This window comes from Pseudomonas sp. SW-3 (assembly GCF_016615645.1).
In the GTDB taxonomy this organism is placed as follows: Bacteria; Pseudomonadota; Gammaproteobacteria; order Pseudomonadales; family Pseudomonadaceae; genus Aquipseudomonas; species Aquipseudomonas mandelii.
The window spans coordinates 5,027,185-5,047,344 of the sequence record NZ_CP067098.1 but is presented as its reverse complement, the minus strand read 5'-3'; the positions used below and the strand labels follow the sequence as shown (position 1 = coordinate 5,047,344).

Below are 20,160 nucleotides of genomic sequence, written 5' to 3'. Positions count from 1 at the left end.
CGTTTCATACGCTGAAATACCCGCGCCGCGACCGGCATCAGCCGTCGCGGCGTTTTGCCATTTACACCACCGTTCTTCCTGAGAGCGGTGCTGACATCATTTATTAAGGAGCGCATTCATGGCTGTTGGTCTTGGTCCTTTGCCAACGTTGCACCCGGTTGCCGGTTTTGAACTCGGTATCGCCTCGGCCGGCATCAAGCGCCCGGGGCGCAAGGATGTTGTGGTCATGCGCTGCGCCGAAGGCTCCACGGTCGCGGGCGTGTTCACCCTGAACGCCTTTTGCGCCGCTCCGGTGATTCTGGCCAAGCAACGAGTGCAAGGCCCGGTACGTTACCTGCTGACCAACACCGGCAATGCCAACGCCGGCACGGGCGAACCTGGCCTGGCCGCCGCCGAGCGCACCTGCGCGAAACTGGCTGAATTGACCGGCGTTGACGCCAGCCTGGTGCTGCCGTATTCCACCGGTGTGATCGGTGAGCCGCTGCCGGTCGAGAAAATCGAAGGTGCGCTGCAAGCCGCCCTTGACGACCTGTCAGTGAATAACTGGGAAGCCGCCGCCACCGGCATCATGACCACCGACACCTTGCCCAAAGGTGCCAGCCGCCAGTTCCAGCATGACGGCGTGACTATTACCGTTACCGGCATCAGCAAAGGCGCGGGCATGATCCGTCCGAACATGGCGACCATGCTCGGCTACATCGCCACCGACGCCAAAGTTTCCCGCGACGTGTTGCAGAATCTGCTGCTGGACGGTGCCAACAAGTCGTTCAACCGCATCACCATCGACGGCGACACCTCGACCAACGACTGCTGCATGCTGATCGCCACCGGTCAGGCCGCGCTGCCGGAAATCACCCGCGCCGAAGGCGAGTTGTTTGCCAAGCTGAAACAAGCCGTGTTCGAAGTGTGCATGGACGTGGCCCAGGCCATCGTGCGTGACGGCGAAGGCGCGACCAAATTTGTGACCGTTGAAGTCAATGGCGGCGGCAATCATCAGGAATGCCTGGACGTCGGTTACACCGTGGCGCACTCGCCGCTGATCAAGACCGCGCTGTTCGCGTCCGACCCGAACTGGGGCCGCATCCTTGCTGCCGTTGGCCGTGCCGGCGTGCCGAACCTGGACGTCAGCAAGATCGACGTGTTCCTCGGCGAAGTCTGCATCGCCAGCCGTGGCGCCCGCGCCGCGACCTACACCGAAGCCCAGGGCGCGGCGGTGATGCAGCAGGAAGAAATCACCATCCGTATCGAACTGGGTCGCGGCGATTGCAGCGAAACCATCTGGACCACCGACCTGTCCCACGAATACGTGAAGATCAACGCCGAATACCGCACATAAGATAGATCGCTTTCGCGGGCACGTCGGATCGCCCGCGAAGACGGCCGACCAGACACTGCAAATGCTGGCCCGCTTCCCTTCTCAAAAGGTCCCGAACATGAGCCTCCACCTGATCATCGGCGACAAACTGCTTTCCTCCTGGTCCCTGCGCGGCGCACTGGCCCTTGACCTCACTGGCGCCCCGTACACCGAAGAACTGATCAAGCTGGGCCAGCCGGACACCCGCGAACGCCTGCTCAAGCATTCGCCGACCGGCAAAGTCCCGCTGCTGAAATCCGTGCACGGCACCATCGCCGATTCTCTGGCGATTGCCGAATACCTGGCCGAGCAATTCCCCGACGCTGGCCTCTGGCCCAAAGACACCGCCGCCCGTGCCCAGGCCCGTTCGGCCTGTGCGCAGATGCACGCCGGGTTCTTTGCCATGCGCGGCAACATGCCGTTCGACCTGAGCCGCGACGCACCGCTATCGCCGACGCCTCCTGAGGTTCAGGCAGACATCGAGCGCATGCTGGCGTTGTGGGCTGAATGCCGTGCGGTCGCCACTGAAACCGGTCCGTTCCTGTTCGGTGGCGCGACCCTCGCCGATGCCTTCTTCGCCCCGATTGCCGTGCGCCTGCGCACCTATCAGGTGAAATTGCCGGCGGTGGACGAAGCCTACGTTGAAACCGTCTATCAATGGCCGTCGTTCAAGGCCTGGCAGAAGGCTGGCCTGGAGGAGATTGGGCAGTGAAACGAGTACACGTAGCCGCCGCCGTTATCCGCGACAGCAGCGGCAAGATCCTTATCGCACGCCGTGCCGACACCCAGCACCAGGGCGGCTTGTGGGAATTTCCCGGGGGCAAGGTCGAGGATGACGAATCCGTCGAAAGCGCATTGGCTCGCGAACTCCAGGAAGAGTTGGGCATTGTGGTCAGCGCTGCGCGACCGTTGATCAAAGTCCGCCACGATTACCCGGACAAGCAAGTGTTGCTGGACGTTTGGGAAGTTTCGTCCTTTACCGGCGAGCCCCATGGCGCCGAAGGCCAGCCTTTGGAATGGGTGGGCCAGCGTGATCTGCTGAGCTATGAGTTCCCGGCAGCCAACCAGCCGATCGTGGCGGCTGCACGTTTGCCTGCGCAGTATTTGATTACGCCTGAAGACCTGGAAACCCCGGCCTTGCTGCGTGGAATCCAGAAAGCCATCGCTGGCGGCATCAAGCTGATCCAGCTGCGGGCACCCAACGGCTACGATCCGAAATACCGCGATCTGGCGGTGGATGCGGCGGGGCTGTGTGCGGGCAAGGCGCAGTTGATGATCAAGGGCCCGTTCGAGTGGCTGGGCGACTTTCCGTCCGCCGGCTGGCACATCACGTCAGCGCAGTTGCGCAAATATGCAGCGGCGGGTCGACCGTTACCGGCGTCGCGCTGGTTGGCGGCGTCTTGCCACAACGCTGAAGAGCTGGCGCTGGCCGAGCAGATGGGCGTGGATTTTGTGACCTTGTCACCGGTGCAGCCGACCCAGACTCATCCGGATGCGCTGCCGTTGGGCTGGCAGCAGGTGGCGGCGTTGATCGACGGTTTCAGCAAACCGGTGTTCTTGCTCGGTGGTGTTGGCCCGGCGGAACAGCAAAAGGCTTGGGAGGCGGGGGCGCAGGGAGTGGCGGGGATTCGGGCGTTTTGGCCTGATTCTGTGATGTAGCCACCGGCCTCATCGCGAGCAGGCTCGCTCCCACCTTTGATCGCATTCCTTCTGGAGGAACTCGGTCAACTGTGGGAGCGAGCCTGCTCGCGATAGCGTCCTCGAATACGCCAATTACTCCTGAGGCTTGGCGGCCGCCTGCCACAAAATCTCGGCAACCCCCTGCCGCTTGGCTATCACCCTCGCCACCACAAACAACACATCCGACAGCCGATTGATGTACGCCAAGCCAACCCCGGCCAACGGTTCAATCGCATTCAAATGCTGACACCGCCGCTCCGCGCTGCGCGCCAGGCTTCTGCACACATGGGCCTGGGCAATCAGCGCTGAACCTCCCGGCAGAATGAAATTCTCCAGCGGCCCCAACTCCTCATTCCACAGATCGATCGCCGTTTCCAGCCGTTCGATTTCCGCTGCATTCAACGCCTGATACTCCGGCATCGCCAACTCGCCGCCGAGGTCGAACAACCGATGCTGGCAAGGCGCCAAAAACTCAATCACCTCGTTCAAACCCGGATTCGCAGCACTTTCTGCGGCCAATCCGGCCAGCAGCACGCCCACTTGGCTGTTCAGCGTATCGACTTCGCCAATGGCCTCGATCCGCGGGTGGTCCTTGGGCACGCGGCGACCATCGCCGAGTCCGGTTTCGCCTTTGTCGCCGGTGCGGGTGTAAATCTTCGACAAGCGAAAGCCCATGGGTTACCTCGATAGCTGATTGAGTTCTTGAGAGATGACGGGGGAGCCCGCCAGCGGCAGACGCAAAGTGAAACAGGTGCCTTGGCCCGGCGTCGATTGCACCTCCATCTGCCCCTTGTGGTTATTGGTGATGATGAAATACGAGACCGACAAGCCAAGGCCTGTGCCCTGACCGATTTCCTTGGTGGTGAAGAACGGCTCGAAGGTGCGTTTGCGCACGTTCTCGCTCATGCCGATACCGTTGTCCTCGACCTGGATTTCGGCCCACGGCGGATTCAGCCGGGTGCGCAGAATGATTCGCCCAGGTTCACTGTCGTCTTCACGTTGGTGAATGGCCTGGGCGGCGTTTTTCAACAAATTGAGCAGCACTTGTTCCAGTTCGTTGGCCGTGCCGGGCACCGGGCCCAGCGCCGGGTCGAACTGACGGATGATCGCCTGGCCCTTGAAGTCGAAACCGATGGCCAGGTCGAAGTCGTTACCGGCGATTTCCACCGCCTGATCGATCAGCGCCGGCAGGTCGCACGGGGCCATTTGCCGGGTGCTGCGGCGACTGAAGCTGAGCATGTGCGTGACAATCTTCGCCGCCCGGGCGCCAGCCTGTTGAATGCCATCAAGCAACTGCGGTACTTCGCGCAATTGCAGGTATTTGTTGACCGTGTCCAGGGAAATGCCGGCTAGCTCAGCCTGTTCGAGGTTCTTCGGCAAGTCAGGTGACAGGCGTCGCCGAATGTTCTGTACGTTGTGCAGGATCGCGCCCAACGGATTGTTGATCTCGTGGGCCATGCCCGCGGCGAGGCCACCGACCGAGAGCATTTTTTCTGACTGCACCATCATCTCTTCCAGCGACAGACGCTGGGTGATGTCATCGATCCGGATCACCACGCCGCGCCCGGCGCCGCCCATCAGCGGGTAGAAGGTCAGGGCGTAATGCTTGGGTTCATCGTCCTTGAACCAGGTTACGCGCTCGATCTTCGCCACGGTGTGCTGCTCGACGGTTTGCTTGAGCTGCGGCAGAAATGGCTTCAAGGGTTCGAAGGCGAGGAAGATCGGCTGGTTCAAGGCTTCGTCCAGCCGCGTGCCGGACAGCGCACTGGCTTCCTGATTCCACTGGGTCACGTAGAGCTGCTCATCAAGGGCGATCAGGGCCGACGGCATGGAGTCGATGATGCTGTTGAGGTAGTTCTGGAAACCGGTAAGTTTTTTCTCGATCTTGCTGCGCACCTGGACTTCGAGTTCCAGCTTGCGATTGGTGTGGCGGGTCTCTTCGGCCAGGCCTTGCGCCTGATCGTAAGCCGCCTGGGAATCGTCCCGGGCCCGTTTGAGCTGCTGCTCCCGGGCTTCGATCCGCGAGAGCATGGTGTTGAAGGCCTCGGCGAGGCTGCCGATTTCGTCGTGGTTGCCACGGGAGGCGCGCAGGGCGTAGTTTTCTTCGCGGGTCACTTGCCGGGACAGCTCTTCGAGCTGATGGATCGGCCGGGTAATCAGGCGCTTGATCTGCCGGGCGATCACCAGCCACAACAGTACACTGAAGATCAGAATGCCGAGACTGGCGGTCAGGGTCCCGGTGTAGAACGCCATTGGCAGTTCACTGCTGGCCACCAACAACAGGTGGCCCGGCGCGGTGCCAGGGCGGGGCAGGGTGATGATCTGATTGCTGCGAAACTCGGTGGCCTGCCAGGCTTCGATATGCCGATAGCGTTCTGGCAGTTGCAGCTTCTCGCCATGTTGCAATTGCGCCAATCGCTCACCCTTGCCGTCATACAGGGCCGCCGCCCGCAGCGGTGAATAGCTGTTGAGTTCGTTGAGCAGGCGTTCCGCGCTTTGCGGCGACTTCAAGGCATCGGCCACCAGGCTCGGGTTGGACACCAGTCGGCCGATGGTCTGCAAGGCCTGGGGCGCCATGCTTTCCTGGGAGATGTAATACGCGGCGCTGATAAAGGTCAGGTTGGCGACCAGCAGGATGGTGATCAACAGCACGAGCAGGGCGGCCAGCAGTTTCTGGCCGACGGGAAGGTTTTCGAGACGCTGGCGCAATGGCATCAGGTTCATCGCTGAAAAGGAACAAGTGGCCAGCGTAGCCGCTGCTCAGTCGCTGGGCAATCCAAGGCTTTGAAGATGGGCAATCAGCCGCTGCTGTAATTGATTGAGGTGGGGCAGGTTCAACTGGTGCCGCGAGGCCACTTTGCAGACATAGCCCAGCAGATAGCTGATTTCGGTTCGGCGCTGGCTTGCGACGTCCTGGTGCATCGAGGAGTAATTGGCCGCGGTGGCATGGATCACCCGTTCGACTTCCTGTTGCAGGTCCTCGGCGGCTGCCGGCTGACCGCAGCGTTCCAGCAAGTCGGTCAGTTCGACGCAAAGGGTGGCGACTTCGCAATGGTGTTCCTGCAAGCCGCCGTTGCGGCAATCGTGCAGCACGGTCAGCGGATTGATCGCACAGTTGAGCGCCAGTTTGCGCCACAGCCTCGTGAGAATGTCGGTGCTCCATTCGTGAGGAATACCGGCGGCAGTCAAGTCGTCCAGCCAGATCGGCGCGACCGGGTGACCGGCATCCCCCAGCCAGGTGTAGCCGTGACCGGCGAACACCACACGCCAGTCGCCATCGCGAAACGCGCCTTCGGTGCTTGAGGCGCATACACAACGCGCTTGGGGAGCCTGCGCGGCGACGGCGTCCTGGCTGCCGAGGCCGTTCTGCAACAGGATCAGTTCGGCATCAGGCGCCAGGCGCGGCGCCAGTTGCGCCACGGCCTTTTCGGCATCGTAGGCTTTGCACGCCACCAGCAGACGGTGGATCGGCTCGTTGCCGTGGGGTGTTTCACCGGGGATGTCATAGGTGCTGGCTTCGCCGTGTTCCACCAGCGTCAGCCCTCCGGCCGCCTGATAAGCCTGCAAGCGTTGCTCATCGCGCAGGATCAACCGGACCGGCACCCCGGCCCGCGCCAGGCGGGTGGCCCACAAGGTGCCGAGGCTGCCGGCGCCCAATACATGCCAGGTGGTGGACATCAGCTTTTTGCTCGGTTTGGCACAGGCATGTGAGGCTCGCAGTATCGGTTGGAAAAGACCCGTTATAATGAGCCCGATTTTAACCGCAAGCCAAGCGCGCGCCATCGCTATCGAGCGCGCCTTTTATTGGAGAGATTACATGCCGTCGTTCGACGTGGTATCCGAACTGGACAAACACGAAGTCACCAACGCGGTCGAGAACGCCGTCAAGGAACTCGATCGCCGTTATGACCTGAAAGGCAAGGGCACCTTTGAATTCAAGGAAAAGGACCTGACCGTCAACCTGACCGCCGAGGCTGACTTCCAGCTCGAGGCGATGATCGAGATCCTCAAGCTGGCCCTGGTCAAGCGCAAGATCGACGTGCAGTGCCTTGAAGTCAAGGATGCCTACGCGTCGGGCAAGCTGATGAAACAGGAAGCCGTCCTCAAGGAGGGCATCGACAAAGAGCTGGCGAAGAAAATCGTCGCTCACGTCAAGGACGCCAAGCTCAAGGTTCAGGCCGCCATTCAGGGCGAGCAAGTGCGCATCACCGGTAAGAAACGTGATGATTTGCAGGAGGCGATTGCAGCTCTGCGCGCCAAGACTTTCGATATGCCGCTGCAGTTCAACAACTTCCGCGACTGACCTAGCAATGCGGGAACCCTGTGGGAGCGAGCCTGCTCGCGAAAGCGGTGGGTCATTTCATTAGTGATGTCGACTGATCTGCCCTCTTCGCGAGCAGGTCGGATCGCCGCACCGTCGCTCCCACCCGGATTGTGCTTAACCCAGGAGAAAGTAGATGGATTTGAATACCGAAGTGGACAACCTGGTCAAGGCATCCCAAGCCTGGATCCCGATGATCATGGAGTACGGCAGCCGCGTGCTACTGGCAGTCATCACGCTGGCAGTCGGATGGTGGTTGATCAGCAAGGTGGCGCAAAAACTTGGCGGCCTGCTGGCGTTGCGTAATGCCGACCTCGCGCTGCAAGGTTTCATCAGCAGCCTGGCGAACATTATTCTCAAGGTTTTGCTGGTAGTCAGCGTGGCATCAATGATCGGCGTGGAAACCACTTCGTTCGTGGCGGCCATTGGTGCGGCGGGTCTGGCCATCGGTCTGGCCTTGCAGGGCAGCCTGGCAAACTTTGCCGGCGGCGTGCTGATTCTGTTGTTCCGTCCATTCCGCATCGGTGACTGGATCGAAGCCCAAGGCGTTGCCGGTACGGTCGACAGTATCCAGATTTTCCACACCGTACTGCGCACTGGCGATAACAAGACCATCATTGTGCCTAACGGCAACTTGTCGAACGGTATCATTACCAATACAAATCGTCAGCCAACCCGCAAAGTTGTATTTGATGTGGGCGTGGACTACGAAGCGGACTTGCAGAAGGCCCGTGAAGTGTTGCTGGATTTGGCCAAAGATGAACGCATCCTGGCAGAACCTGCACCACAAGCCGTTATTTCGACCCTGGGAGACAGTTCGATTACTGTTTCGCTGCGTGTTTGGGTGAAGACCGCGGATTACTGGGATGTGATGTTCATGTTCAATGAACAGTCCCGTGATCGTTTGAAAGCGGCGGGTATCGATATTCCGTTTCCACAGCGGGTTATTCGTGTGGTTCAGGAGACTGTGCCGCAATAACGTCTTCGTTGTCACTTGGAGGTTGTCAGTATTGTACTGTTAGGTTGCTATCGAACTGGCAACAATCAAAAGACGGTATGGAAACCAGGCACAAAAAAACGCTCACCTGATTCAGGTGAGCGTTTTTTTTGTTGCCGTGCTGTGTAGCTGTCGAATTAGCGCTGAATTACAAGATGCTCAGCGGATATTCAATGATCAGACGGGTGTCAACTTTGTCGCTATCGTATGCGGAGTTTGCACGATAGACCGCGTTACGTACGCGGAAAGACAGGTCCTTGGCTGGGCCGCTTTGCAGAACATACTTGGTCTCGAAGTCCCATTCGTGTTCTTTGGACTCAGTGTCACCGGTGGTGATGTTGTCGCCACGGATGTAACGAGTCATGAAGCTCAAGCCAGGAACGCCGTAGCTCTTCATGTTCAGGTCATAGCGAGCCTGCCAGGAGCGCTCGTCTTGACCGTTGAAGTCGGAGTATTGAACGGAGTTGGAGAGGAAGATAGTACCGCCGCCGTCAACGCCATAAACATAACCGGTGTCACCGGTCGAACGCTGGTGAGCCAAGGTGAATTTATGTGCGCCAAGGCTATAGGCCGCTGCGAGGGACCAGATGCGGTTGTCAACGTCACCGCTCAGCTCTTGACCCTGGCTCTTGGAGCGATAGCCGTTGAAGTCGAAGTTCAGGGACTGATCTTCGTTGATCGGCAGGGTGTAGTTGGCGTTGATGTATTGCTTCTTGAAATGGTCGTCAACATCGGAAGCAGCTACGCCGGCAACAAAATTGTCGGTGAACTGGTAGGTTGCACCGGCAATATCTGCGGCTTTCAGACCAAGGCTATCGCGCCCCATTTGGTTCTGCGCCCGCATCGCGGTGAAATGACCAGCACTCAATTCAAGGCCTTTGATTTCTTTGCTGGTGATCAAAGTACCGGTAGCAACTTCTGGCAGCAAACGGCTGTCGTCAGTAGAGAAGACAGGGCTGGCAACGTATTGGTTACCGTATTTCAGAACAGTGTCGGACAAGCGGAATTTAACTGCGCCGCCAGCGTTGGATTGGGTGTCTTCTGGCGTGCCATCACTGTCCTTGCCGAACATGCCGTTACCGGTGCGGCCTGGACCGCTGTCCAGTTTGATCATGCCATTGGCCAAGGCGTCTAAACCGAAACCAACAGTACCTTGGGTGAAGCCCGACTCATAAACAGCTTGGACGCCCAGGCCGGTTTCTTCGCGGTAGCCTGTGATACGTTGTTTATTTGCGGTGCTTTGGTTGTTGGAGGCACCGTTCTTGAAATCGCGGTTCATGTACAGCATGCGACTTTTGACATTCAGGCTCTGATCTTCAAAAAAGCCCTTGGATTCCTCTTGAGAAGACGCCATTGCGAACTGCGAGGTACTAGCCGAAACAGCCAGTGCGATCATGCTCCACTTCATCACGCGCATCGTGATTTGCTCCTTTGGTTTTTAGAAGAGTACTGCCGTCCCACCTGTTTTATTATCTGGGCGGCTCTTTCTTTTTGTGTCGGCGCAAACTTATATCACGCCGACCATGTTGGCGATACTTGCGTATCTAACCTTTCAGCTTCTTTACGACCCTGTCGCAAACAGCTTGGTAGATGTCGCAAATTTACTGCCTCGACGCAAGCGGATTGGCAACTTTAACGTTGTTTTCCAAGGCTTGTGCATCGCTAAAAAGAGTCCCTGGTGAAACGTTTGAATCTCCATTGGGCAACCCTGCCGCTATTTTTATTGGCCTTGAGGCTTCCACTTCCAGCGGAGGCTTCCAAAGCTATGTGGGTGTGAATGCAACAAGCGTGCACAAACCAGAATTCTGTAGCTGTTTTTTTCTGGAAACCTGCCTGTCGCTATAAAAACCTCATGAAACCGGGGGCTTCAAGCGTGTTTTTTGTACGCTTGACGCCGTGCATTGCATGGTGTTGCACCACTGAAACGGAAAGCGTGACAACGAAAAATGTTACCGGTTCACCCCTCGTTGAGTAATTCTCGGATGCTGACGCACTCAGCGTAGACGCACTGTGCGGTTTTGGTGCAAAAAATCTTAATCACTGTGCTGATTTCAAACAGTGCGGTAACGGACTCATCTGGAACTTTTCATTGGTTATCAGTCATTTCAGCATTTTTGGCGTGGTCTGCGGTTCTGTAATGGTGCGCCGTGAGCAAAAAAGGCCCATTTAGGGGCGCTCGTGCGGCGTGAAGGCAGTGGCGTTCACGGGTATGCTGGCGTCCTGTCGCTTGGTGCGCAGCCTGTCAGGATGGGCGCTAAGCTGAAAATGATGACCTGGCGGGAGTGCGCGCGGTGTTCGCTTTAGATCCACGACTTCAACAAGACACGCTACCGATTGGCGATTTCCCGCTTTGCCGGTTGCTGTTATCCAATGATTCGAACTACCCCTGGTTCATCCTGGTGCCACGCCGTGAAGATATCAGTGAGATATTTCAGTTAGGTGTCGCAGATCAACAGCAGCTGTGGCAGGAAACGACCGCGCTGGCGGAACTGCTCAAGGATTCGTTCGACGCCGACAAGCTGAATGTCGCGGCGCTGGGTAATGTCGTCAGTCAGTTGCACATGCATGTCATTGTGCGCAAGCGTGAGGACGCCGCCTGGCCAGCCCCGGTCTGGGGCAAACACCCGGCCGTGCCTTACAGCGCAGCGCAAATCGCGGCCATTCGCGAGCGCCTGCGTCTGCTGTTAACCGAACATTTCACGTTTCTGGAGGGTTGAATCATGAGCCTGGAAGATCGCGTTACCGATCTGGAGAGCCAACTGGCGTTTCAGGATGACACCATCCAGTCATTGAGTGATGTGCTGGCAACGCAGCAGCGCGCCGTTGAACGCCTGCAATTGCAGATGGCTGCATTGCTCAAGCGCCAGGAAGAAATGGCCGGGCAGTTCGAAACCTTCGAAGAAGAAGCACCTCCGCCTCATTATTGAAACCGCAGGCAATAAAAAACCGCGAACAGCTCAGCTGCTCGCGGTTTTTTTTAGCCTTGAATCAGCGACGCGGCAATGCAGCGATCACATCTTCGGCTTGCAGCCCTTTGTCACGATTCATGACAGAGAACTCCACGCGCTGGCCTTCAACCAGAACACGGTGACCTTCGCCACGAATGGCCCGGAAATGCACGAAAATATCATCGCCGGAATCACGGGAAATAAAGCCGAAGCCTTTGGAGGTGTTGAACCACTTGACGGTGCCGGTATCGCGGTTGCTCATGTCGTAGCTTGGCGAGGCGGCGGCCGGCGAGGATTTGTAGAAGCTGATAGCCAGGTGCAGGAGAACGGCGATCAGTGCAGCCACCAGGCTGAACAGGACGGCAGGTTGACCGGCGATGACAGGCATCGGCGCGAGCAACGTCAGGGTTTGCAGGACGACGGCCAGGACCAGCAGGGCGCTGACCAGGTTTTGCAGTTGGTGACGAGGACCTTTGTTCCAGTAAGGGATAACCGGAGCGAGGGTCAGGTTAAGCAGGCCGAAAAAGGCCAGGTACAGCGCAGCGGGTTGTTGCAGGTAAGGAGCAGCTTCGGGTTGCAGGCTAGGGATGAAGGACAGCAGCAAAGCTGCTGCGCCCATTAGCAGGTGGACGATTTTCAACATTTTGATTAACTCACGTTAAGACGGATCACAAGGAAGAGCTGATGGAGCACGGTTCGCTTCAGAACAATAAGAGGCGTTGGACACGTACCCGGTACCAGCCTATGCGCAGCCCCCGAAAAATAGGCGGTCGCGACACACGGTCTATTTAACAGCAAAGCCTGCAGCTACTCAAATCAGGCAGTCCAGCGGTGCTTCGCGGGGCGATTTGTCGCAGGTCATTGCGCAATCCAGGGCGGCGAGGGGGTGGCAGGCTTGCTAGAGTGGTCCTGCACCTGCTGGATGAACTCATCACCTTTAGGGGAAAAACATGGCAATCGATATCGGTATCAGTGAAGAGGACCGCAAGTCCATCGTTGACGGGCTTTCGCGTCTGCTGTCGGACACTTATGTGCTGTATTTGAAAACCCATAACTTCCATTGGAACGTCACCGGTCCCATGTTTCGGACCCTGCACCTGATGTTCGAGGAGCAATACAACGAGTTGGCCCTGGCCGTCGATTCGATTGCCGAGCGCATTCGCGCCCTCGGGTTTCCTGCCCCCGGCGCCTATTCGATTTATGAGCGGCTGTCTTCTATTAAAGAAGAAGCCGGTGTGCCGAGCGCTGAAGACATGATCAAGCAGCTTGTCGATGGGCAAGAGGCGGTCACCCGTACCGCCCGCGGAATCTTTCCGCTGCTGGAAAAAGTCAGCGACGAGCCGACGGCTGATCTGCTGACCCAGCGCATGCAAGTCCACGAAAAAACCGCATGGATGCTGCGGTCTCTGCTGGATCAGTAATATCGTCACTACGCGAATGACGCCCGTCGGGTGTTATTCGCGGTCTTTTGCCTTCTTCAAATCGCTTTTAAGCTCGTTAAAAATCGTCTGGCGGCGTAGGAAAATAGCCGGCCTAGGACGCTCTCCATGATCGCCCTTCAGTTGTTGGCTTATCCTACGTCGATGGTCATAAAGTCATCTGGATATACCTTTGCGCCTGCGCTTTTATAGGGCCACGGAGAGTGCTCTTACAGAAGGCAAGGATGACAAAGGAGTGTCAACGATATGGATTACGAAGACAGGCGAAGCGAGGGGAGGGTCAGTCCGGTCAAGGAGATAAGGATTGATCCATTTGTCAGCGAATTTGATATGGGGCTGGCCCGGCCTTTATCCCGGTCGGTGCGGTTGAACGGCTTTGCCACCTGCTTGCGGCTTGAGCAGGTGTACTGGGATATTCTGGGCGATATGGCCAAGGTCAATTGTTGTACGGTCAGTGCGCTGCTGTCCCATGTGGATCGCGAAGTGCACTTGCGTCATGGCGGGGTCAAGAACTTTACCGGGCTGGTGCGGGTTGTCTGCGTCGTGCACAGCCTGAAAGAAGGGGGCAGCGTCGCAATGCCCTAGCCACGCAGGTGATCGGACAGAGTGTCAGTCTGTGCAGTCTTACGGCTGCACAGGCTGCATTTAATGGATATAATCCCGCTCTTTGCCGCAAAACCCAGCGTGCGCGGTAGCAATCTGATCGCCGAGACAACCCCCATGCCGATGTACGACTATCAATGTGCTTCCTGTGGTCATCAGTTGGAAGCCATTCAAAAGATCAGCGCAGCACCGCTGGTCGACTGCCCTGCCTGCCAGGCGCCAGAGCTTAAAAAGATGCTGTCCATGCCGGGCTTCCGCCTGAGCGGCACCGGCTGGTACGAAACCGATTTCAAGACCGGTTCCAAGAAGAATCTGGCCGGCGGCGACAAAGCTGACTAAGGTCTGGAACCTGAGTTGAACGACACGCGCGAGCTCTTGCAACACCTGCAAGGCCTCCAACCGAATTTCGATTACGAGAAGTGAAACCACTACCATGATGCGCAGCCATTATTGCGGCCAACTGAACGAAGCCCTGGAAGGCCAGGAAATTACCCTTTGCGGATGGGTGCACCGTCGCCGTGACCACGGTGGGGTGATTTTCCTCGATATTCGTGATCGTGATGGTCTGGCCCAGGTGGTTTTCGACCCGGACCGCGCCGAGAGCTTCGCCGCCGCCGATCGCGTGCGCAGCGAATACGTCGTGAAGATCACTGGCAAGGTTCGCCTGCGTCCGGCGGGTGCCACCAACGCCAACATGGCGTCGGGCATGATCGAAGTGCTGGGCTATGAACTGGAAGTGCTGAACGAGTCGGAAACCCCGCCGTTCCCGCTGAACGAGTTCTCCGACGTCGGTGAAGAAACCCGCCTGCGCTATCGCTTCCTCGACCTGCGTCGCCCGGAAATGCTCGAGAAGCTGCGTCTGCGTTCGCGCATGACCACCAGCATCCGTCGCTTCCTCGACGAAAACGGCTTCCTCGACGTCGAGACGCCGATCCTGACCCGTGCCACGCCAGAAGGCGCTCGCGACTACCTGGTGCCGAGCCGTACCCACGCCGGTAGCTTCTTCGCCTTGCCGCAATCGCCGCAGCTGTTCAAACAACTGTTGATGGTCGCCGGCTTCGACCGTTACTACCAGATTGCCAAGTGCTTCCGCGACGAAGACCTGCGCGCCGACCGTCAGCCGGAATTCACCCAGATCGACATCGAGACCAGCTTCCTCGATGAAAAAGAGATCATGGCCATCACCGAACAAATGATCCGCAACCTGTTCAAGGAAGTGCTGGACCTGGAGTTCGGCGACTTCCCGCACATGACCTTCGAAGAAGCCATGCGTCGTTACGGTTCCGACAAGCCTGACCTGCGCAACCCGCTGGAACTGGTTGACGTTGAAGACCAGCTGAAAGACGTCGACTTCAAGGTGTTCAGCGGCCCGGCCAACGACCCGAAGTGCCGTATTGCCGCCCTGCGCGTTCCAGGCGCTGCGAGCATGCCGCGCAAGCAGATCGACGACTACACCAAGTTCGTCGGCATCTACGGTGCCAAGGGCCTGGCGTACATCAAGGTCAACGAGCGCGCCAAAGGTGTTGAAGGCCTGCAGTCGCCAATCGTCAAGAACATCCCTGAAGCCAACCTCAACGTGATCCTCGATCGTGTTGGCGCGGTCGATGGCGACATCGTGTTCTTCGGTGCCGACAAAGCCAAGATCGTCAGCGAAGCCCTGGGCGCGCTGCGGATCAAGGTCGGCAACGACCTGGACCTGCTGACCTGCAAGTGGGCGCCGATGTGGGTTGTCGACTTCCCGATGTTCGAAGAGAACGACGACGGCAGCTTCACCGCCTTGCACCACCCGTTCACCGCGCCGAAGTGCACCCCGGAAGAACTGGAAGCCAACCCGGCGATCGCTCTGTCCCGTGCCTACGACATGGTTCTGAACGGCACCGAGCTGGGGGGCGGTTCGATCCGTATCCACCGCAAGGAAATGCAGCAGACCGTGTTCCGCCTGTTGGGTATCAATGAAGCGGAACAGGAAGAGAAGTTCGGCTTCCTGCTCGACGCCCTGAAATACGGCGCGCCGCCGCACGGTGGCCTGGCTTTCGGCCTGGACCGTCTGGTCATGCTGATGACCGGCGCCCAGTCGATTCGTGAAGTGATCGCTTTCCCGAAAACCCAGAGCGCGGCTGACGTCATGACTCAGGCACCGGGTGCTGTAGATGCCAAGGCATTGCGCGAACTGCACATTCGTCTGCGCGAAACACCAAAGGCTGAGTAAAGCTGACCGCAAAGGCGCATCCTTCCGGGATGCGCCTTTTCTTTAGGTCGAGATTTTTTGTTGCTGGCCGACACAACGTGCGCGGCGGGCGATGTTTCAAAGAGAAATTCGGAGCGAGATATGGCGGGTCATTCCAAGTGGGCGAACATCAAGCACCGCAAAGAACGTCAGGATGCCAAGAAGGGCAAGATTTTCACCAAGTGGATTCGTGAGCTGACCGTTGCGGCCCGTCAGGGCGGCGGTGATCCGGGTTCCAACCCGCGCCTGCGCCTGGCGCTGGACAAGGCGCTAGGTGCGAACATGAGCCGCGACATCATTGATCGCGCAGTCGCCCGCGGTGCCGGTGCAGCCGATACCGACGACATGGTCGAACTGACCTACGAAGGCTACGGCCCGGGTGGCGTGGCGGTGATGGTCGAGTGCATGACCGATAACCGTAACCGCACCGCAGCTGCTGTTCGCCATGCGTTCAGCAAGTGCGGTGGCAACCTGGGGACCGACGGTTCGGTGGCTTATCTGTTTGAGCGCAAGGGGCAGATTTCCTTCGCGCCAGGTGTCGATGAAGACGCGCTGATGGAAGCGGCCATGGAAGCTGACGCCGATGACGTGGTCACCCATGAAGACGGTTCGATTGACGTGTTCACCTCGTTCGCCGGCTTCTACGCCGTGCGTAACGCGCTGGAAGCGGCAGGTTTCAAAGGTGATGATGCGGAAATCGTGATGCTGCCGACCACCAGCGCTGAACTGGACCTGGAAGGTGCCGAGAAGGTGCTCAAGCTGATCGACATGCTTGAAGACCTGGATGACGTGCAGAACGTCTACTCCAACGCGGATATTCCAGAGTCGGTGGCCGCACAGCTGGGTTGATTGATCTGCAATACTCTTGAAGCCGGAAGTGCAGGCGGTGATGTTTACCGCCAGGCATGTCCGGCTTCTGCCTTTACGCCGAGCAAGCAATTGCCGGCAGGCATCATTTTTGAGCTGCAGGCGTTATGACTTTAATTCTTGGTATCGACCCCGGTTCGCGCATCACCGGTTATGGCGTGGTACGCGATACCGGGCGTGGTTGCGTGTATGTGGCGTCGGGCTGCATTCGCACCGGGTCCGGCGAACTGCATGAGCGTCTGCAAATCGTCTATCGCGGTGTGCGTGAAGTCATCCAGACCTACGGCCCGGTGACCATGGGCATCGAAAAAGTCTTTATGGCGCGCAATGCCGACTCTGCCCTCAAGCTTGGTCAGGCCCGGGGCGCCGCGATCGTGGCGGGTGCCGAAGAAAGCCTGGAAATCGCTGAGTACACCGCAACCCAGGTCAAACAAGCAGTGACCGGCACCGGTGCCGCCAATAAAGAGCAAGTGCAGATGATGGTCATGCACATGCTGAAATTGACCAGCAAGCCGCAAATCGATGCTTCGGATGCCCTGGCCATTGCCATTTGCCACGCGCATACCCGTTCCAGCCTGTTGCCCCATGGCCTGGGAACGGCACGCAGTCGTGGCGGGCGCCTGCGTCTCTGATAGCATCAGCAATCATTTTTAGCGAATGAGGGTTTTGCGCCTGTGTTGTCGGCGCAAACCCCTTGTTCTGTCAGCCGCCAGTCATTGATCTGGCCAACGCTCAAGGATCTGAAACGTGATTGGACGCTTGCGCGGCACACTGGCTGAGAAACAGCCGCCGCACCTGATTCTGGATGTAAACGGTCTGGGGTATGAGCTGGAAGTGCCCATGACCACGCTCTATCGCTTGCCGTCGGTCGGTGAACCACTGACCTTGCACACCCATTTGGTCGTACGTGAAGACGCGCAGTTACTCTATGGCTTCTTCGGCAAGCGTGAGCGAGACTTTTTTCGCGAGTTGATCCGTCTCAATGGTGTGGGGCCGAAATTGGCCCTGGCATTGATGTCGAGCCTGGAAGTGGATGAGCTGGTCCGTTGCGTGCAATCCCAGGACACCTCGGCGCTGACCAAGGTGCCGGGCGTGGGCAAAAAGACGGCCGAGCGTTTACTGGTGGAACTCAAGGACCGGTTCAAGGCTTGGGAAACTGTGCCGGCGATGTTCGCCCTGGTGCCGAACCAGCCGGGCGGGCCTGATGTGGCGCCGGTTGCCACCGCCGAAAATGACGCGGTCAGCGCGCTGATATCCCTGGGCTACAAGCCGCAGGAAGCCAGCAAGGCGATTTCCGCGATCAAGGAGAAAGGTTTGAGCAGTGAAGACATGATTCGTCGTGCCCTGAAGGGAATGATCTAAGTGATTGAAGCTGATCGTCTGATTGCCGCCACGCCCGGCCCTCGCGACCGCGAGGAAGTCCAGGACCGGGCGATTCGCCCCGTCAGCCTGGCCGAGTACATTGGCCAGCCGACCGTTCGCGAGCAAATGGAGTTGTTCATCCAGGCCGCACGCGGGCGTAACGAATCCCTGGACCACACGCTGATTTTCGGCCCGCCGGGTCTGGGTAAAACCACCCTGGCCAACATCATCGCCCAGGAAATGGGCGTGTCGATCAAGAGCACTTCGGGCCCGGTGCTTGAGCGCCCGGGTGATCTGGCGGCGCTGTTGACCAACCTTGAACCCCACGACGTGCTGTTTATCGATGAAATCCATCGGCTCTCGCCGATCGTCGAGGAAGTGCTGTACCCGGCCATGGAAGATTTCCAGCTCGACATCATGATTGGTGAAGGGCCGGCTGCGCGCTCGATCAAACTGGATCTGCCGCCGTTCACCCTGGTGGGGGCGACGACGCGGGCCGGCATGCTGACCAACCCGTTACGCGACCGCTTTGGCATCGTCCAGCGCCTGGAGTTCTACAACACCGCCGACCTGGCGACGATTGTCAGTCGTTCGGCGAACATCCTCGGCTTGCCGCTGGACCCGGAGGGCGCCTTTGAGATCGCCCTTCGTGCCCGTGGCACGCCGCGGATCGCCAACCGTTTGTTGCGCAGGGTTCGGGATTTCGCCGAAGTGCGTGCCAAGGGCCACATCACCAAACCGATCGCCGACCTGGCCTTGAACCTGCTGGACGTCGACGAGCGTGGCTTCGATCACCAGGACCGGCGCCTGCTGTTGACCATGATCGAGAAGTTCGACGGTGGGCCGGTGGGTGTGGACAGTCTGGCCGCGGCGATCAGCGAAGAGCGTCACACCATTGAAGACGTGCTGGAGCCATATTTGATCCAGCAGGGCTACATCATGCGCACGCCGCGGGGGCGAGTGGTCACTCGGCACGCGTATCTGCACTTCGGTTTAAACATTCCGTCACGATTGGGCGAGATGCCCGTTGTAGACGAGTTCCTCGATGCGGTAGACGATTAATCACCTTTCGGGCCGATTTATTCGGGATTTGCGCGGTCCTAGGACCGTGCTTTTGCCAGAAAGCCGCGAATCAATGAAAAACAGTTGCCTGGCCGGATTGGCAACCTGAGGAGTAAGCACTAGAGTATGCGCGCGCAAAACGGGCTTGAGCCTTTCGCACTTCGTTGTCGCGTTTATTACGAGGACACCGATGCGGGCGGCATCGTGTATTACGTCAATTACCTCAAGTTTATGGAACGGGCTCGAACCGAGCGGCTCCGGGATCTGGGCTTTGCCCAGTCCCAGCTGGCAGGCGAGGACCTGTTGTTTGTCGTGCATTCCAGCGAAGCGCGTTATCACGCGCCGGCGCGACTGGACGACGAACTTCTGGTAAGCGCTGAAGTAATCGAATTGAACCGTGTCAGCCTGCGCTTCAAACAGCAGGTCAGGCGAGCCACGGATAATGCGCTGCTCTGCGAAGGGCAGTTTCTGGTGGCCTGTGTGCGCACTGAAAGTTTAAAACCCCGGGCCATTCCCGAAGCTCTACGTGCGGCCTTTGCCGACGTGAGCGGCGCGGGTACACACTCAAAGCAGGAGATAAAGCGTGGAAGCTAACGTCGTCGACCATTCCTCCATGTGGAGCCTGGTCAGCAATGCCAGTATCGTGGTGCAACTGGTAATGCTGATCCTGGTAGCCGCATCGGTGACCTCATGGATCATGATCTTTCAGCGCAGCAACCTGCTGCGCGCTGGTCGACGTGCCCTGGAGAGCTTTGAAGAGCGCTTCTGGTCCGGCATCGACCTGTCCAAACTCTACCGTCAGGCCGGTAGCAACCCGGACCCGGATTCGGGCGTCGAGCAGATCTTCCGTGCCGGTTTCAAGGAATTCTCCCGTCTGCGTCAGCAGCCAGGCGTTGACCCGGAAGCGGTCATGGAAGGCGTGGCCCGTGCCATGCGCGTCGCCATTTCCCGCGAAGAAGAAAAGCTCGAACAGAGCCTGCCGTTCCTCGCTACCGTCGGTTCCGTCAGCCCGTACATCGGTCTGTTCGGTACGGTCTGGGGGATCATGAACTCCTTCCGTGGCCTGGCCACTGCCCAGCAAGCGACCCTGGCCACCGTGGCTCCGGGTATCGCCGAAGCACTGATTGCTACCGCGATCGGCCTGTTCGCAGCCATCCCGGCCGTTATCGCTTACAACCGTTTCGCTGCTCGCAGTGAAACCCTGCTGGGCCGTTACTACACCTTCGCCGATGAATTCCAGGCGATCCTGCACCGCAAAGTGCACACCAGCGAAGAATAAGCAGGTAATTTCCAATGGCTT

Annotated in this window: 22 protein-coding genes; 17 read left to right on the top strand and 5 right to left on the bottom strand. The window is 58.5% G+C overall.

What is annotated here, in order from left to right; translation table 11 throughout:
* Positions 1 to 118: 118 nt before the first annotated feature.
* The 3 genes from argJ (at position 119) to JIO00_RS22730 (ending at position 3,013) form a co-directional block, all read left to right on the top strand.
* Entirely contained in the window at positions 119 to 1,336 is a 1,218-nt protein-coding gene (argJ, locus tag JIO00_RS22740) for a bifunctional glutamate N-acetyltransferase/amino-acid acetyltransferase ArgJ (RefSeq protein ID WP_010457517.1), read from the top strand.
* A gap of 97 nt (positions 1,337 to 1,433) precedes the next feature.
* The gene (locus tag JIO00_RS22735) at positions 1,434 to 2,066 is read left to right on the top strand and encodes a glutathione S-transferase family protein (RefSeq protein WP_010457515.1); all 633 of its coding nucleotides are present in this window, start codon (positions 1,434 to 1,436) and stop codon (positions 2,064 to 2,066) included.
* Complete coding sequence (locus JIO00_RS22730; protein WP_077748711.1) at positions 2,063 to 3,013, top strand: Nudix family hydrolase; 951 nt, start codon at positions 2,063 to 2,065, stop codon at positions 3,011 to 3,013. The genes JIO00_RS22735 and JIO00_RS22730 overlap by 4 nt, the downstream gene beginning before the upstream one ends.
* A gap of 114 nt (positions 3,014 to 3,127) precedes the next feature.
* Here the strand turns inward: JIO00_RS22730 and JIO00_RS22725 are convergent, their stop codons facing one another.
* The 3 genes from JIO00_RS22725 to JIO00_RS22715 are packed head-to-tail and all read right to left on the bottom strand — an operon-like array spanning position 3,128 to position 6,712.
* Positions 3,128 to 3,709 (bottom strand): cob(I)yrinic acid a,c-diamide adenosyltransferase, encoded by a 582-nt coding sequence (locus JIO00_RS22725; RefSeq protein WP_200666877.1) that lies wholly within the window; start codon positions 3,707 to 3,709, stop codon positions 3,128 to 3,130.
* A 3-nt stretch (positions 3,710 to 3,712) separates the two neighbouring features.
* A complete protein-coding gene (locus tag JIO00_RS22720) occupies positions 3,713 to 5,749 on the bottom strand; it encodes a sensor histidine kinase (RefSeq protein ID WP_042933026.1) in 2,037 nt (678 codons plus the stop codon).
* Between the two features lie 45 nt (positions 5,750 to 5,794).
* Entirely contained in the window at positions 5,795 to 6,712 is a 918-nt protein-coding gene (locus tag JIO00_RS22715) for a putative 2-dehydropantoate 2-reductase (protein WP_010457507.1), read from the bottom strand.
* Positions 6,713 to 6,851: 139 nt separating this feature from the next.
* Here JIO00_RS22715 and JIO00_RS22710 point away from each other — a divergent pair, with 139 nt between their 5' ends.
* Together JIO00_RS22710 and JIO00_RS22705 are read left to right on the top strand one after the other, a co-directional pair.
* Positions 6,852 to 7,337 (top strand): YajQ family cyclic di-GMP-binding protein, encoded by a 486-nt coding sequence (locus JIO00_RS22710; protein WP_007906601.1) that lies wholly within the window; start codon positions 6,852 to 6,854, stop codon positions 7,335 to 7,337.
* A gap of 154 nt (positions 7,338 to 7,491) precedes the next feature.
* Positions 7,492 to 8,334: a mechanosensitive ion channel family protein gene (locus JIO00_RS22705; protein ID WP_010457503.1), complete on the top strand. Its 843-nt coding sequence runs from the start codon at positions 7,492 to 7,494 to the stop codon at positions 8,332 to 8,334.
* A 166-nt stretch (positions 8,335 to 8,500) separates the two neighbouring features.
* On the opposite strand, the gene JIO00_RS22700 is transcribed toward JIO00_RS22705, so the two are convergent.
* Complete coding sequence (locus tag JIO00_RS22700) at positions 8,501 to 9,769, bottom strand: OprD family porin (protein WP_010457501.1); 1,269 nt, start codon at positions 9,767 to 9,769, stop codon at positions 8,501 to 8,503.
* Between the two features lie 874 nt (positions 9,770 to 10,643).
* On the opposite strand from JIO00_RS22700, the gene JIO00_RS22695 reads away from it, so the two are divergent.
* Both JIO00_RS22695 and JIO00_RS22690 read left to right on the top strand, forming a co-directional pair.
* On the top strand, positions 10,644 to 11,069 hold the full coding sequence (locus tag JIO00_RS22695; protein WP_042933027.1) for an HIT domain-containing protein: 426 nt from the start codon (positions 10,644 to 10,646) through the stop codon (positions 11,067 to 11,069).
* Positions 11,070 to 11,072: 3 nt separating this feature from the next.
* Positions 11,073 to 11,279: a SlyX family protein gene (locus tag JIO00_RS22690; RefSeq protein WP_010457497.1), complete on the top strand. Its 207-nt coding sequence runs from the start codon at positions 11,073 to 11,075 to the stop codon at positions 11,277 to 11,279.
* A 61-nt stretch (positions 11,280 to 11,340) separates the two neighbouring features.
* Here the strand turns inward: JIO00_RS22690 and JIO00_RS30020 are convergent, their stop codons facing one another.
* On the bottom strand, positions 11,341 to 11,943 hold the full coding sequence (locus JIO00_RS30020; RefSeq protein WP_010457494.1) for a cold-shock protein: 603 nt from the start codon (positions 11,941 to 11,943) through the stop codon (positions 11,341 to 11,343).
* 307 nt (positions 11,944 to 12,250) lie between these two features.
* On the opposite strand from JIO00_RS30020, the gene JIO00_RS22680 reads away from it, so the two are divergent.
* The 10 genes from JIO00_RS22680 (at position 12,251) to tolQ (ending at position 20,139) form a co-directional block, all read left to right on the top strand.
* Positions 12,251 to 12,721: a Dps family protein gene (locus JIO00_RS22680; RefSeq protein WP_010457493.1), complete on the top strand. Its 471-nt coding sequence runs from the start codon at positions 12,251 to 12,253 to the stop codon at positions 12,719 to 12,721.
* A 264-nt stretch (positions 12,722 to 12,985) separates the two neighbouring features.
* On the top strand, positions 12,986 to 13,324 hold the full coding sequence (locus JIO00_RS22675; RefSeq protein ID WP_010457491.1) for a ribbon-helix-helix domain-containing protein: 339 nt from the start codon (positions 12,986 to 12,988) through the stop codon (positions 13,322 to 13,324).
* A 135-nt stretch (positions 13,325 to 13,459) separates the two neighbouring features.
* The gene (locus JIO00_RS22670) at positions 13,460 to 13,681 is read left to right on the top strand and encodes an FmdB family zinc ribbon protein (RefSeq protein WP_010457489.1); all 222 of its coding nucleotides are present in this window, start codon (positions 13,460 to 13,462) and stop codon (positions 13,679 to 13,681) included.
* Between the two features lie 94 nt (positions 13,682 to 13,775).
* Positions 13,776 to 15,551, top strand: coding sequence for an aspartate--tRNA ligase (gene aspS / locus JIO00_RS22665; protein ID WP_042932630.1), 1,776 nt, complete (start codon positions 13,776 to 13,778; stop codon positions 15,549 to 15,551).
* Positions 15,552 to 15,671: 120 nt separating this feature from the next.
* Positions 15,672 to 16,418, top strand: a complete 747-nt coding sequence (locus JIO00_RS22660) for a YebC/PmpR family DNA-binding transcriptional regulator (protein WP_154912402.1) — start codon at positions 15,672 to 15,674, stop codon at positions 16,416 to 16,418.
* 125 nt (positions 16,419 to 16,543) lie between these two features.
* Positions 16,544 to 17,068 (top strand): crossover junction endodeoxyribonuclease RuvC, encoded by a 525-nt coding sequence (gene ruvC, locus JIO00_RS22655; protein ID WP_008147379.1) that lies wholly within the window; start codon positions 16,544 to 16,546, stop codon positions 17,066 to 17,068.
* A 115-nt stretch (positions 17,069 to 17,183) separates the two neighbouring features.
* On the top strand, positions 17,184 to 17,798 hold the full coding sequence (ruvA, locus tag JIO00_RS22650; protein ID WP_077748709.1) for a Holliday junction branch migration protein RuvA: 615 nt from the start codon (positions 17,184 to 17,186) through the stop codon (positions 17,796 to 17,798).
* Positions 17,799 to 18,860 (top strand): Holliday junction branch migration DNA helicase RuvB, encoded by a 1,062-nt coding sequence (ruvB, locus tag JIO00_RS22645; RefSeq protein ID WP_200666875.1) that lies wholly within the window; start codon positions 17,799 to 17,801, stop codon positions 18,858 to 18,860.
* A gap of 126 nt (positions 18,861 to 18,986) precedes the next feature.
* A complete protein-coding gene (gene ybgC, locus JIO00_RS22640) occupies positions 18,987 to 19,454 on the top strand; it encodes a tol-pal system-associated acyl-CoA thioesterase (RefSeq protein ID WP_010457477.1) in 468 nt (155 codons plus the stop codon).
* The gene (gene tolQ, locus JIO00_RS22635) at positions 19,444 to 20,139 is read left to right on the top strand and encodes a protein TolQ (protein ID WP_008147369.1); all 696 of its coding nucleotides are present in this window, start codon (positions 19,444 to 19,446) and stop codon (positions 20,137 to 20,139) included. Before ybgC ends, tolQ begins: the two co-directional genes overlap by 11 nt.
* Positions 20,140 to 20,160 lie beyond the last annotated feature (21 nt).